This is a genomic window from Amycolatopsis sp. NPDC028719 (assembly GCF_055565395.1).
In genome coordinates this window covers 110,682-124,129 of the sequence record NZ_JBVHUL010000002.1, presented here as the reverse complement: position 1 = coordinate 124,129, position 13,448 = coordinate 110,682, and the positions used below count along the sequence as shown (strand labels likewise).

Sequence of the window (13,448 nt, the reverse complement as noted above, 5' to 3'; positions counted from 1 at the left end):
ATCCCGACGCGGGCAGGGGGCACGGTGAGCGGTACCAGGGTCTTGGTGGCGGGGGCGAGCATCGCGGGACCCGCGCTCGCCCACTGGTTGCGCCGGCGCGGGGCCGAGGTGACCGTCGTGGAGCGGGCTCCCGGGCTGCGGCCCGGCGGGCAGGCGGTGGACGCGCGCGGGGTGACCAAGGAGGTCATCCGGCGGATGGGGCTGGACGCGGCGGTCCGCGCGGCCCGCACCGCGACCGCCGGCGCGCACACCGTGGACGCGGACGGGAACGTGCTGGAGACCTTCAGCGCGGACGACGACGGCGGCGACGGGTATATCGCGGAGATCGAGATCCTGCGCGGAGACCTGTCCCAGGTGCTCTACGACGACACCCGCGACGGTGTCGAGTACGTCTTCGGCGACCGGATCGCCGAGCTCACCCAGGACGCCGACGGGGTCGACGTGGTCTTCGCCGGGGGCGACCGGCGGCGCTTCGACCTGGTGGTCGGGGCGGACGGGCTGCACTCGGCGCTGCGGGCGATGGTCTTCGGGCCGCGCGAGCGGTTCGTCCGCCACCTCGGGCTCGTGCTGGCCTTCTACAGCGTGCCCAACGAGTTCGGGCTGGACCGCTGGCTGCTCGACCACCAGGAGGCCGGGCGCTCGGCGAGCCTGCGGCCCATCCGGGACGCCACCCGGGCGATGGCCATGTTCTCCTTCCCTTCGGCCGGCTTCGACGTCGACTACCGCGACGTCGAGGCCCAGAAGCGGCTGCTGCGCGAGCGGACGGCCGGCCTGGGTTGGCTCGCCCCGCGCATCCTCGCGCACCTGGACGACACCCCGGACTTCTACCTCGACCAGGTCGCCCAGGTGGTGATGGACCGCTGGTCGGACGGCCGGGTCGGGCTGATCGGGGACGCGGCGTACAGCGCGTCGCCGATGTCCGGGCAGGGCACCGGGCTGGCCCTGGTCGGCGCCTACCTGCTGGCCGGAGAGCTGGCCGCCGCCGGGTGGGACCCGGCGGCCGGGTTCGCTGCCCACGAGCGCCGGATGCGCTCGTTCGTCGAGGCCAACCAGGAGATCGGCCGGTTGCACGTGCGCAGCCTCGAAGCGCCGGGGCCGGACGCCGGGCCGGCCGAGGAGCCCGACATGGCGGCGTTCACCGAGCTGGTCGAGCGCGCGCTCAACGGCGTCGAGCTGCCCGACTACGCCGGGCTGCCGGACTCCGGCACCCTGACCGTCACTGTGTAGGCGGTGTCAGGCGTTCTCGTCGAACGGGATCCCGGCCGGCTTGGCCTTGCCGAGGTTGCCGGCGAACTGGTCGTCCTTGATGCCGAAGGTCGCGCTGCCGAAGTCCGCCCGGGTCAGCTTGTCGCGAATCCCGGACGGGTAGCCGTCCCAGCCGACTAGCGTCGGGTACTGCCAGGTGCCGCGGTGGTTCTCCGGCGGGTCGTCGTTGCCGTTCGCGGCGCGGAAGCAGTGCGTCGAGCCGCCGTCCTTGTGGTAGACGACCTTGGCGTGCGTGCCTTCGAAGCGCATGCTCGCGCGATCGTGGACCGCGAAGCCGCCGTGCTGCGACGTCGCGACGTACTCGACCTGGTTGTCCTTGACCCACACGACGACGTGCTCCCAGTCGTGCCGGTGCCCGGCGCTACCGGGGCCGAGGGAGACCTGGTCCTTCTCGAAGTAGAGGGTGAACATCACGGCACACCAGCCGTTGTTGCACTTCTCGCGCGAGTAGGAGTTGGTGGTGTCGAGGTCCCAGGAGTCGCGGCAGTGCCCGTTGGTGTCGCCGCCGAGGGACAGGCCGGGGGCGATGGTGCCGTCCGGGCCGATGGCCGGAGTCGGGTAGCAGCCGTCCTTGTCGTAGTCGAAGGCGGGCTGGAAGGTCTTCTCGAAGCCGGAGGCGTTGCCGGGCAGGGCGGCGGGCGGATCGGCGGCGGCGGTTCCCGGTGCGACCACGCACAGTGCGACCGCTGCGGCCGCCGCGGCCGCCGCGGTCAGGGTGCGGATTCGGTGCGCCATCGCGGTACTCCCTCGAATCTCGGCCGGTTCCGGGCTCAGGCTCGCCGCGGGCCGATGGGGCCCGCAACCGTGCTTCGGGGAGTGTGCCCGGGAGGGGCAGGGAGCGGGGGAAGATCGCGCAGTTGTGTCCGGTGAGCGGCACAGCTGGGGCGCGAGTTCCCGGGGGCGGGTGTCGCGATGCAGTGAATGACTCATTCCTGGCGCTGGACGACAGGAATGGGTCATTCACTGCGTTCGGACCGGGCCGGCCGACCCGGCGAGCGAACCGGCGCAACTCAGCGGGCCGACCTGGCCGGCCGAGCGCGCCAAGTCACCCTGCCAGCCGGGCCTCGGCCGCCGCCCAGTCGCTCGAACCCGAGGGCTCGTAGCGGCGGACCTCCTGGGTCTCCCTCACCAAAGCCCGCATCGCCGCCAGATCCGGGAGGTCCTCCCCCAGCGCCCTGGCCTGAACCAGCACGTTCCCCAGCGCCGCCGCCTCGACCGGGCCTGCCAGGACCGGGACTCCGCACGCGTCCGCCGTCAACTGGCACAGCAGCTCGTTGCGAGCCCCGCCGCCGACGATGTGGACCACGTCGATCGGGCGGCCCGTGATCGACGACGCCGCCCGGAGCGTGCGGCGGTATGCCAGCGCCAGGCTGTCCAGGATGCACCGGACCACCTCGCCCCGCTCCGAAGGCGGCCGCTGACCGGTTGCCGTGCAGGCCGCCGCGAGGCGGGCCGGCATGTCGCCGGGGGGAAGAAACTCCGGCGCGTCGATGTCCACGACCGCCGACAGCCCGGGCGAAGCGGCTGCCGCAGAGAGAAGCCCCGGCAAGTCCGAAGTGGACCACGTCCGCAGCGTCTCCGACAGCACCCACAGGCCCATTACGTTGCGCAGAAAGCGGATTGTGCCGTCGACGCCGCCTTCGTTCGTGAAGTTCGCCGCCAGCGCCGCGTCGCTCAGCTCCGGCGAGGGCAGCTCCAGGCCGGCCAAAGACCACGTGCCCGAAGAGATGTAAGCGAAGTTCGTCCCCGGCGAAGCGGGCACGGCGACCACCGCGGACGCCGTGTCGTGCGAACCGACCGCGACCACCGGCAGTCCTGCCAGCTCCGAGGAAGTGCCCACCACCGTGCCCGGGTCGCGCAACGGCGGCAGCAACCGCGGCGGGATCCCGACCTGCGAAGCGAGCGACGAAGCCCAGGTCCGCGCCCGCACGTCGTAGAGCTGCGTGGTCGACGCGTTCGTCCGCTCGGCCCCGACCGACCCCGTGAGCCAGTAGTTCAGCAGGTCCGGGATCAGCAGCATCGTCCGGGCCGCGTCGAGCCGGTCGCCCTCGGACACCAGCTGGTACAGCGTGTTGAACGGCAGCTGCTGCAGCCCCGTGATGTCGTACAGCTTGCGCGCGGACACGGAAGCAGCCACCGTCGCGGGTACTCCGTCCGTACGCGAGTCGCGGTAGTGGACGGGGTTGCCGAGCAGCGCACCCCGATCGTCCAGGAGGCCGTAGTCGACCGCCCACGAGTCGATCCCGACCCCGGACACCGCGCCGGCCTCCCGGATCCCGGCGAGCGTTTCGCGGTACAGCCCCAGGACGTCCCAGTACAGCGTCGGTCCCGCCTGGATGCCGCCGTTCGGGAACCGGCGCACCTCCTCGACGCTCAACGTGGAGCTGCCGACAGTCCCCGCCATGACCCGCCCACTGGACGCGCCGAGGTCGACGGCCGCCACTCGCCTCACGGGTTCACCACGGTCAGCTCCAGCCCGAGCAGGTCCGCGACGGCCGTCAGCTCGGCGACCCGGTGGCCGGTGCCGAGCGCCCAGTGGTGCGCGATCCCGCTGGCCGACCACGCGTCGGTCCACTCCCCCGGGTCGCACCCGAAGTCGACGCGGGACGTCGTGTTGCCGATCCGCAGCAGCGGCCCGGGCACGACCGTGCCCTCGGACGCGATGAGCGAGAACGTGCCGTCGCGCCGCTGCCCGAGCCCGCACAGGGTCACCGGCCCGTGCTTGACGTCGAACTCGACCGACACGCCCCAGCCGCGCTTGCCGTGGTAGACGCCGAGGCCGCGCAGCAGCGGCTTGCGGGCGCTGATGCCGAGGTGCGCCGGGCCGTCGTGGCCCATCTCGACCACGTTGTCCCGGAAGTTCAGCGCCTGGAGCTCGGTGAACGAGCCGCCCGCGCCGAGCCGGTCCATGACCAGCATCGCCAGGGACGTCCGCAGCTCGTACTCGCCGACCGCCGGGATGCCGCGCGCGGTGAGCAGGGACGCGCCGAGGATGAACCCGGCGCCGACGCGCTCGTGCGTCTCGCCGTCGAGACCCCGGTGGTAGTAGGCCAGGGAGTCCAGCGCGAAGTCCGAAACCAGCCGGTCCAACGCAACCGAAACCCGCGCGCCCCAAGCGAAGTCTTCGTCGACAACCGAAGAGTCCACCGTGAACACTTCACGCGCCAGGGCGACGCGCGCCGCGGTCTCGTCGTCGGTGACCTTCTCCACGCGCACCCGCAGGTCGTCGATCTCCAGGATCTCGACGTGCCCGCCGAGCCGGCCGGACACCAGGGTCGGGTCGGTGGAGACGTCCATCATGCCCGGGTACAGGTGCCCGAGCAGGCCGTGGCGCCCGTGCCGCAGCGCCGCCCGGACGCCGGCCGCCTTGATCCACCGCTCGATCCGCGCCCACGCCCGGGCATCCTCGAGGTACCCCGACACCGACCGGAACTCGACGCCCACGCGGCGGAACGCGTTGGCCATCTCCGGCAGCGAGCAGGCCCCGCAGTAGGCCAGCCATGCGCCGGTGTCGAAGGACTCGTGGTCCATCGCCTCGGTCGGCTGCAGGTTCAGCAGCAGCACCGGCGCGCCCGAGCGCTGCGCGACCGGCGCCAGCATGCTGGAGGTCAGGTACGTCGTGAGGAACCCGACGATCAGGTCGCACCCGGCCACCCGGAGCTTCTCGGCCGCGGCGGCGCCTTCGACCGCGTCCGAGACGAACCCGGCGTCGACCACCTCGCAGTCCATTTCGGACAGCCGGGCAGCGACGCGCCGCGCCGAGGCCTCCAGCTGCGGCAACAGCGAAGGGAACTGCGGCCAGTACGCGCCGAGCCCGCCGGAGACGAGGCCGACGCGGGTCTTGCGCGGGGTGATGCGATCGAGGGTCATCGATCCTCCTTAACGCAGGAACGCGGCGGCCACCCCGGCGTCCACCGGCACGTGCAGGCCGGTGGTGTGGGTGAGGTCGCCGCCGGTCAACGCGAACACCGCGGCCGCGACGTGCTCGGGCAGCACCTCGCGCTTGAGGATGGTCCGCTGGGCGTAGAACTCGCCGAGCTTCGACTCCTCGACGCCGTAGACGGCGGCGCGCTGGGCGCCCCAGCCACCGGCGAAGATGCCGGAGCCCTGGACGACGCCGTCCGGGTTGACGCCGTTGACGCGGATGCCGTGCCCGCCGAGCTCGGCCGCCAGCAGCCGGACCTGGTGGGCCTGGTCGGCCTTGGCCGCGCCGTAGGCGACGTTGTTCGGGCCGGCGAACACCGAGTTCTTCGACGAGATGTAGACGACGTCGCCGCCGATGCCCTGGTCGATCATCGCCTTCGCTGCCGCGCGCGCGACCAGGAACGAGCCCTTGGCCATCACGTCGTGCTGCAGGTCCCAGTCGCGTTCGGTGGTCTCCAGCAGCGGCTTCGAGATGGACAGCCCCGCGTTGTTGACGACCAGGTCGATCCCGCCGAAGGCCAGCACGGTCGCGTCGATCGCGGCCTGGACCGCGGCGGCGTCGGTGACGTCGGCGGTGACCGCGATGGCCTTGTCCGCGTTCCCGATCTCCGACGCCGTCTCCGCGGCGGCCGAGGCGTTCAGGTCGGCGATGGCGACGCAGGCACCCTCGGCGGCGAGCCGCTGGGCGATCGCCTTGCCGATGCCCGACGCCGCCCCGGTCACCAGGGCGATCCGCCCGGCCAGGGGCTTGGGCTTCGGCATCCGCCGCAGCTTGGCCTCTTCGAGAGCCCAGTACTCGATCCGGAACTTCTCGCTCTCGGGGATCGGCGCGTAGGAGGAAACCGCCTCCGCTCCCCGCATCACGTTGATGGCGTTGACGTAGAACTCGCCCGCCACCCGCGCGGTCTGCTTGTCCTTGCCGAAGGAGAACATCCCGACCCCGGGGACGAGCACGATCGCCGGGTCGGCGCCGCGCATCGTGGGCGAATCGGCGACGGCGTGCCGCTCGTAGTAGGCGCGGTAGGCGTCGCGGTACTCGGCGTGCAGCTCCTTCAGCCGCGTGACGACGTCTTCCAGCGGCGCGGTCGCCGGGAGGTCCACGACCAGGGGACGCACCTTGGTGCGCAGGAAGTGGTCCGGGCAGGAGGTCCCGAGTGCGGCCAGCGGCGCAAGCTTCTCCCGCGAGAGGAACTCCAGCACGACGTCGCTGTCGGTGTAGTGCCCGACCTGACGCTGGTCGGTCGACGCCAGCCCGCGCACCACCGGCGCCAACGCCGCCGCACGCGCGTGGCGCTCGGTTTCGGGAAGCGCCTCGAACCCGGGTACGACCGGCCCGAACGGCTCGGCGACCCCGCGCTCGGCCAGGAACTTCTCCGCGGTGCGGATGATGTCGAGGGAGTTCCGCTCGCACTCTTCGGAGGTCGCGCCCCACGCCGTGATGCCGTGCCCGCCGAGGATGACGCCGATGGCCTGCGGGTTGGCCGCCTTGACCGCGGCGATGTCCAGGCCCAGCTGGAACCCGGGCCGCCGCCAGTCCACCCACGCGACGCGGTCGCCGAAGCACTCCTTCGTCAGCGCCGCGCCGTCGGCCGCGGTGGCCAGGGCGATGCCGGAGTCCGGGTGCAGGTGATCGACGTGCGGGGCCTCGACCAGGCCGTGCATCGCGGTGTCGATCGACGGCGCCGCGCCGCCCCGCCCGTGCAGGCAGTAGTCGAACGCGGCGACCATCTCGTCTTCACGCTCGACGCCCGGGTAGACGTCCACCAGGGCCCGCAGCCGGTCGAGCCGCAGCACCGCGAGGCCCGGCTCGGTGAGCGTGCCGAGGTCGCCGCCGGAGCCCTTGACCCACAAGACCTCCGTGGGCGCGCCGGTCACCGGGTCGGTGACGGCGCCCTTGGCGGAGGTGTTGCCGCCGGCGTAGTTGGTGTTGCGCGGGTCGGCTCCGAGCGCGTTGCTGCGCGCGATGAGCTGCTCCGGCACGGTCATCGTCATGCTCCCCATCCGGCCTGCGTGCCGCCGGCGCGCTCGGCCACGATCTTCTCCTGGTACCCACTGCGGTGGTACGCCGCGACCGGGTCCGGGTCGAGCCCGGCGTCCTCGCGCAGCTCGGCCAGCAGCGGCCGGACGTCGGTGTTGTAGGCGTCCATCAGCACCGCGTTCGCGCCGAGCACGTCCCCCGCCTGCTGGGCCACGCGCAACGCGGTCCGGTCGACGAGCAGCGCCTTGGCCGTGGCCTCCTGGACGTTCATCACCGAACGGATGATCGCCGGGATCTTGGCCTCGATGTTGTGGCACTGGTCGAGCATGAACGCGATCCCGTAGGACGGGTCGAGTGCCTCGCCGCGGACGATCTCGTACATGATCCGGAACAGCTGGAACGGGTCCGCCGCCCCGACCATCAGGTCGTCGTCGGCGTAGAAGCGCGAGTTGAAGTCGAACGCGCCGAGCTTCCCGGCCCGCAGCAGGAACGCCACGATGAACTCGATGTTCGTGCCCGGGGCGTGGTGGCCGGTGTCGATGCACACCGTCGCCCGCTCCCCCAGCTCGATGCAGTGCGCATAGGACGTGCCCCAGTCGGGGACGTCGGTGGCGTAGAAGGCGGGCTCGAAGAGCTTGTACTCCAGCAGCATCCGCTGGTCCGGGCCCAGCCGGTCGTACGCTTCGCGAAGCGCCGCGGCCAGCCGGTCCTGACGGTCGCGGATGTCGTCCTGGCCCGGGTAGTTGATGCCGTCGGAGAACCACAGCTTGAGGTCGCGCGAGCCTGTCGCGTCCATGATGGAGATGGCCTCGAGGAGGTGGTCGGTGGCCTTGCGGCGGATGCCGGCGTCCGGGTTGGTGACCGAGCCGAGCTTGTAGTCCTCGTCCTGGAACACGTTGGTGTTGATCGCGCCGATCTCGACGCCCTGCTCACGCGCGTAGGCCGTCAGGGCGCCGTAGTCGTCGACGCGGTCCCACGGGATGTGCAGCGCGACGCTCGGGGCGACCCCGGTGAACCGGTGCACGGTCGCGGCGTCGGCGATCTTCTCTTCTGGTGTCCGCGGGACACCGGGTTGCGGGAACACCTTGAACCGGGTGCCCGAGTTCGCGTACGCCCACGACGGCGTCTCGATGCGCTGGGCCCGCAGGGCCTGTTTCACGGCCGTCAAGTCGCCCACGGCGATCACTGTCCTTCCGCGACGGTGGAGGGTTCGAGGTGGAAGACCTCGTCCAGGAGCTGAAAACCTTCGTCGGGCGGGCCGCCGTCGAGACCGGTGAAGAACTCCGCCATCTCCGCCTGCCAGCGGGCGTTGACCTCGGTCTCCGCCATGGCCGCCTGCGCGGCGTCGAGGTCGTCGGCTTCGACGTACCCGATCAGGAGGCCGTCGTCGCGCAGGAAGAGCGAGTAGTTGCGCCAGCCGGTGTCGAGCAGGGCCTGCCGCATCTCGGGCCACACCGCGCGGTGCCGCCGCGCGTACTCGGCTTTCCGGTCCGGCTTCACCTGGAGGCAGAAGCAATATCGGGGCACTGGCCATCCTTTGTGGATCCCGCGGCCGGGCCGGGACGGCGATCCGGCCCGGCCGCGGGGACTCGTCAGAAGTTGAACTTGTCGATGTTGTTCGCGTCGAACGTCGTCGGCGGGCCGAGGACGATCTCACCGCTCGCGCCGATCTTGTAGTCGCCGAGCTTGCCCGCCTTGAACGTCTCGCCTTCCTTGCCCGAGATCTGGCCGGACTTGAGCGCGACACCCGCGTAGGCGGCGAGGTAGCCGATGTCGGCCGGGTTCCACAGCGCGAACTGCTTCACGGTGCCGTCCTTGACGAACGCGCGCATCTGGTTCGGCGTGCCGAGCCCGGTCACCGCGACCTTGCCCTTGTAGCTCGACGAGCTGACGTAGCGCGCGGCGGCCGCGATGCCGACCGTGGTCGGCGCGACGATCACCTTGAGGTTCGGGAACGACTGCAGCAGGCCCTGGGCCTCCTGGAACGACTTCTGGTCGTCGTCGTTGCCGTAGGCGACCTTGTCCAGCTTCAGGCTCGCGTACTCCGGCTTCGCCAGTTCCTTCTTGAGAACCTCGATCCAGGCGTTCTGGTTGGTGGCGTTCGGCGTCGCGGACAGGACAGCGATCTCACCGGACCCGCCGGAAAGGTCCTTGGCCTGCTTGGCCAGCGCCTCGCCGATGCCCTGGGTGGTGGCCTGGTTGATGAAGACGTCGCGGCAGTCCTTGGCGGCGTCGGAGTCGAACGCGACGACCTTGATGCCGGCGCTGCGGGCCTGGTTGAGCGACGGGCACACCGCGTTCGGGTCGTTCGCGGCGATGCCGATGACGTCCTGCTGCTGCTGGATCAGCGTGTTGATGTAGCTGACCTGCGACGACGCGCTGGCGTCGTTCGGCCCGACGAGCTTGTACTCGCCCTTCAGCTCACCCAGCGCCTCCTTCCCGCCGCTGACCTCGATGTCGCTGTAGGGGTTGTTGAGCTGTTTGGGCAGGAAGGCCATCTTGACGCCCTCCTTGGCCGCGGCGTTCGGGTTCGCCGCGGCGGTCGGCTGCTGGGCGCCGGACCCACCGCTGTCGTCGTTCTTCGTCGTGCCGCTGCAGGCGGCCAGCACGAGCACCAGCCCGGCCGACACTGCGCCGGTGAGGAACCGTCGGGACATCTTTGTCACCTTTCTGGGGATACCGCGCTGGGAGTGGCCGCTCGGTGCCGGCGCCGGAGTGCCGTGCGGGCCGAGGACACGATGTTGGGCAGCAGGACCGACACGATGAGCAGCACGCCGGTCACGATGTTGAGGGCTTCGTTCGAAACGTCCTGCAGACGCAGCGCGTTCTGCAGCGACGCCAGCAGGACCACTCCGGCGAGCACGCCCGGGAGCGTGCCCTTGCCGCCGAAGATGGACACGCCGCCGAGCAGCACGGCGGCCACGACGGCCAGTTCGAGGCCGAAGCCGTTGTCGGCGCGGGCGCTGGAATAACGCAGGGTCCACAGCACCCCGGCGATCCCGGCCACCGCGCCGCTCACGACGTAGAGCCAGAACTTGAGCCGCCCGGTGCGGATCCCGGCGAACCGCGCCGCCTGTTCGCCCGCGCCGGCCGCGAAGACGCTGCGGCCGATCGGCGTCGCGTGCAGCACGAGGCCGAACAGCGCCGCGACCACGATCAGCGGGATCAGCACGTTCGGGATCGGGCCGTCGCCGATGGTCCCGGTGACCCAGCCCGTGTAGGCCCGCGGGAAGTCGGCCACGGCGCCGTCACCGAGGACGACGAAGGCCAGGCCGCGGTAGAGGGCCAGGGTACCGATCGTGACGGCGAGGGCGGGCAGTTTCAGGACGGTGACGAAGAAGCCGTTGACCGCGCCGAGCACCGCGCCCAGCAGGATGCAGAGCGGGATGATCGTCTCGATCGACAGGCCCGCGTCCCACAGCGAACCCATCACCGCGGACGTCAGCCCGAGCGTGCTCGCCACCGAGAGGTCGATCTCGCCGGTGACGATGATGAACGTCATCGGCAGCGCGATCAGCGCGATCGGCAGCAGGTCGAGCAGCAGGAAGGTGAAGTTGCGGCTGGTGCCGAAGTTTTCGACGGCGCCGGAGGCCACCAGCACCACGACGACCGTCACGAGCACGACGGCGGCGTCCCAGCTGAACAGCCGGCCGAACCGGTTCCCGGGGTCAGACATGGGAATCCCTCTCCTGCGTTCCTGAGCGCCTTCGCAGTGTTCTCTCAATCCGGACGGCGACCAGCCGGTCGGCGCCGATCGCCAGCAGGATCAGCGCGCCGACGATCGCCTGCTGCCAGAACTGGTTGATGTCGAGCACGGCCAGGGCGCTGCCGATGACCGTGAGCAGGAGCGCGCCGAGGCCGGCGCCCCAGACCGAGCCGCTGCCGCCGAACACCGCGACCCCGCCGACGACGGCCGCGGCGACGACGTTCAGCTCGTAGCCGGTGCCCGCGGCGGCGTCGACGGTGCCGAACCGCGCGGCGAACAGCACCCCGGCCAGGCCCGCGAGCGCGCCGCTGACCAGGAACGCGGCGCTGGTGTTGCGGCCGACCTTGATGCCCGCGAGCTGGGCCGCCTGCGGGCTCGAGCCCATCGCGTACAGCTCGCGGCCGGCGCGGTAGCTGCGCAGCACGATCCCCGCGATCACCAGCACGACCAGCGCGATCAGCACCAGCCACGGGATCCCCAGCACCGACGCCGTGCCGAAGTCCAGGAAGGACGCCGGCAGCTTGTCGGCGTTGATCTGCTGGCCACCGGCCCAGAAGAAGCTGACCCCGCGGAAGGCGTAGAGCGTGCCGAGGGTGACGACCAGGGCGGGCACCTGCCCGTACCGGACGAGCACTCCGTTGAGCAGCCCGCAGACCGCACCGACGGCGAGGCCGGCGAGCAGCGCGACGAGCACCGGAAGGCCCGGGTTGTCCCGCATCAGGGAGCCGACGGCGAACGCCGACAGGCCGAGCACGGACCCCACCGACAGGTCGATGTTGCGGGTGATGATCACGACCGCCTGCCCGACGGCCAGCACCGCGAGGATCGCCGTGCCGAGCAGGATGTCGCGGATGCTCTGGCCGGACAGGAACCGGGAGTTCTGCGTCGCGGTGAACACGACCAGGACGATCAGGGCGAGGACGATGCCGGATTCGCGGGCCTTGAAGACGTTCGCGGTCCAGGACCGCCGGTCCACCGACGATTCCCGCGGCGGCGCGGCCACCTTGGTCGCGTTCACGCGGCGGCCCCCTGTCCCATCGCGGCGAACATGACCGAGTCTTCGGTGGCTTCGGCGCGCGGGATCTCGGCGACGATCCGCCCCTCCCGCATCACCAGCACGCGGTCGGCCATCCCCAGCACCTCCGGCAGTTCGGACGACACCATGACGACGGCGACGCCTTCGGCCGCGAGCGCCGACATCAGCCGGTGCACCTCGGCCTTCGTGCCGACGTCGATGCCGCGGGTCGGTTCGTCCACGATCAGCACCTTCGGCGCCATCGCCAGCCACTTCGCCAGGACGACCTTCTGCTGGTTGCCGCCCGAAAGCGTGCCGACGGGGTCACCGAGGCGGCGGTACTTGGTGCGCAGCCGCTCGGTCCAGCGCCGCGCCTCCTGCCGTTCGCTGCCGCCGCTCAGGAACCCGAAGTTCGCGAGCGCGCCGGAGCGCGGCAGCGTCACGTTGCGCTCGATCGACAGGTCCATGATCAGGCCCTGCTGACGCCGGTCCTCGGGGACCAGCGCCATCCCGGCGTTCATCGCGGCCCGCGACGAGTGCGCCTTGAGCTTCTTCCCGTTCACCCGCACGGTTCCGGCGTCGCGTTCGTCCACTCCGAACACGGCCTGGACGACCTCGGAGCGGCCGGACCCGACGAGCCCGGCGAACGCGACGATCTCCCCCGCGCGCACGGAGAAGGAGATGTCGCGGAAGACGCCTTCGCGCGCCAGACCTTCGACTTCGAGGACCACCGCGCCGGGCTCGACGTCCTGCTTGGGGAACAGCGCATCCAGATCCCGGCCGACCATGCGCTTCACCATCTCGTCGACCGTGACGTCGGCGACGAGGTCGGTGGAGACGTGCTTGCCGTCGCGCATGATCGTCACGCGCTGGCACAGCTCGGTGATCTCCTCGAAGCGGTGCGAGATGAACATGATCGCCGCACCTTCTTCGCGCAGCGTCCGCGCGACCGTGAACAGCCGCTCGACCTCCACGCGGCTCAGCGCGGCGGTCGGCTCGTCCATGACCAGCACGCGGGCGTCCGCGCTGAGCGCCTTGGCGATCTCCACGATCTGCTGGTCCGCGATCGACAGCCCGCGGGCCGGGCGGGCCGGGTCGATCCGGACGCCGAGCCGGGTGAACAGCCGGTCGGCTTCGGCGCGGATCGCGGCCCGGTCGATGCGGCCGAGGCTCTTGCGCGGGTGACGGCCCATCACGATGTTCTCCGCGACCGAAAGATCCGGGAACAACGTCGGTTCCTGGTAGATCACCGCGATGCCGGCGGCCTTGGCGTCGGCCGGCGAACCGAATTCCACCGGGCGCCCGTCCAGCAGCAGCGTGCCGTCGTCGGGCTTGTGCACCCCGGCGAGCATCTTCACGATCGTGGACTTGCCGGCACCGTTCTCGCCGACGAGCGCGTGGGCTTCGCCGGGGTACAGGCCGAAGCTCACCCCGGCGACCGCCGCGACGGCGCCGAACGACTTCGTCACGCCGCGCACCTCCAGCAGAGGCGGCCGGTCCGAGTCCTGCCGCGTCATCGCGACCTCCGGATTGAAAGGTTTCACAAATCTGGTGCGGTG

11 protein-coding genes are annotated in these 13,448 nt (G+C 71.2%); 1 reads left to right on the top strand and 10 read right to left on the bottom strand.

Translation table 11 applies throughout. From position 1 onward, the window contains the following. The first annotated feature begins 24 nt into the window (after window positions 1-24). Window positions 25-1,227 (top strand): FAD-dependent monooxygenase, encoded by a 1,203-nt coding sequence (locus ACZ4TR_RS08490; protein WP_465286425.1) that lies wholly within the window; start codon window positions 25-27, stop codon window positions 1,225-1,227. A 6-nt stretch (window positions 1,228-1,233) separates the two neighbouring features. Here the strand turns inward: ACZ4TR_RS08490 and ACZ4TR_RS08485 are convergent, their stop codons facing one another. The 10 genes from ACZ4TR_RS08485 to ACZ4TR_RS08440 form a co-directional block, all read right to left on the bottom strand. Then, the gene (locus ACZ4TR_RS08485) at window positions 1,234-2,001 is read right to left on the bottom strand and encodes an NPP1 family protein (protein WP_465286424.1); all 768 of its coding nucleotides are present in this window, start codon (window positions 1,999-2,001) and stop codon (window positions 1,234-1,236) included. Between the two features lie 310 nt (window positions 2,002-2,311). Then, window positions 2,312-3,709: a rhamnulokinase gene (locus ACZ4TR_RS08480; RefSeq protein ID WP_465287328.1), complete on the bottom strand. Its 1,398-nt coding sequence runs from the start codon at window positions 3,707-3,709 to the stop codon at window positions 2,312-2,314. 5 nt (window positions 3,710-3,714) lie between these two features. After that, window positions 3,715-5,136: an arabinose isomerase gene (locus ACZ4TR_RS08475; protein ID WP_465286423.1), complete on the bottom strand. Its 1,422-nt coding sequence runs from the start codon at window positions 5,134-5,136 to the stop codon at window positions 3,715-3,717. 9 nt (window positions 5,137-5,145) lie between these two features. Next, window positions 5,146-7,176 carry a bifunctional aldolase/short-chain dehydrogenase gene (locus ACZ4TR_RS08470; RefSeq protein WP_465286422.1) on the bottom strand — a complete coding sequence of 677 codons (2,031 nt, stop codon included), beginning with the start codon at window positions 7,174-7,176 and terminating at the stop codon, window positions 5,146-5,148. 2 nt (window positions 7,177-7,178) lie between these two features. Continuing rightward, window positions 7,179-8,354 (bottom strand): L-rhamnose isomerase, encoded by a 1,176-nt coding sequence (gene rhaI, locus ACZ4TR_RS08465; RefSeq protein WP_465286421.1) that lies wholly within the window; start codon window positions 8,352-8,354, stop codon window positions 7,179-7,181. After that, window positions 8,351-8,695 (bottom strand): L-rhamnose mutarotase, encoded by a 345-nt coding sequence (locus tag ACZ4TR_RS08460; RefSeq protein WP_364523279.1) that lies wholly within the window; start codon window positions 8,693-8,695, stop codon window positions 8,351-8,353. Before ACZ4TR_RS08460 ends, rhaI begins: the two co-directional genes overlap by 4 nt. 65 nt (window positions 8,696-8,760) lie before the next feature. Then, window positions 8,761-9,825, bottom strand: coding sequence for a rhamnose ABC transporter substrate-binding protein (gene rhaS, locus ACZ4TR_RS08455; RefSeq protein WP_465286420.1), 1,065 nt, complete (start codon window positions 9,823-9,825; stop codon window positions 8,761-8,763). 5 nt (window positions 9,826-9,830) lie between these two features. Further along, window positions 9,831-10,844 carry an ABC transporter permease gene (locus ACZ4TR_RS08450; RefSeq protein WP_364523275.1) on the bottom strand — a complete coding sequence of 338 codons (1,014 nt, stop codon included), beginning with the start codon at window positions 10,842-10,844 and terminating at the stop codon, window positions 9,831-9,833. Beyond that, window positions 10,837-11,892 (bottom strand): ABC transporter permease, encoded by a 1,056-nt coding sequence (locus ACZ4TR_RS08445; RefSeq protein WP_465286419.1) that lies wholly within the window; start codon window positions 11,890-11,892, stop codon window positions 10,837-10,839. The genes ACZ4TR_RS08450 and ACZ4TR_RS08445 overlap by 8 nt, the downstream gene beginning before the upstream one ends. Beyond that, the gene (locus tag ACZ4TR_RS08440; protein ID WP_465286418.1) at window positions 11,889-13,406 is read right to left on the bottom strand and encodes a sugar ABC transporter ATP-binding protein; all 1,518 of its coding nucleotides are present in this window, start codon (window positions 13,404-13,406) and stop codon (window positions 11,889-11,891) included. Before ACZ4TR_RS08440 ends, ACZ4TR_RS08445 begins: the two co-directional genes overlap by 4 nt. Window positions 13,407-13,448: the final 42 nt, after the last annotated feature.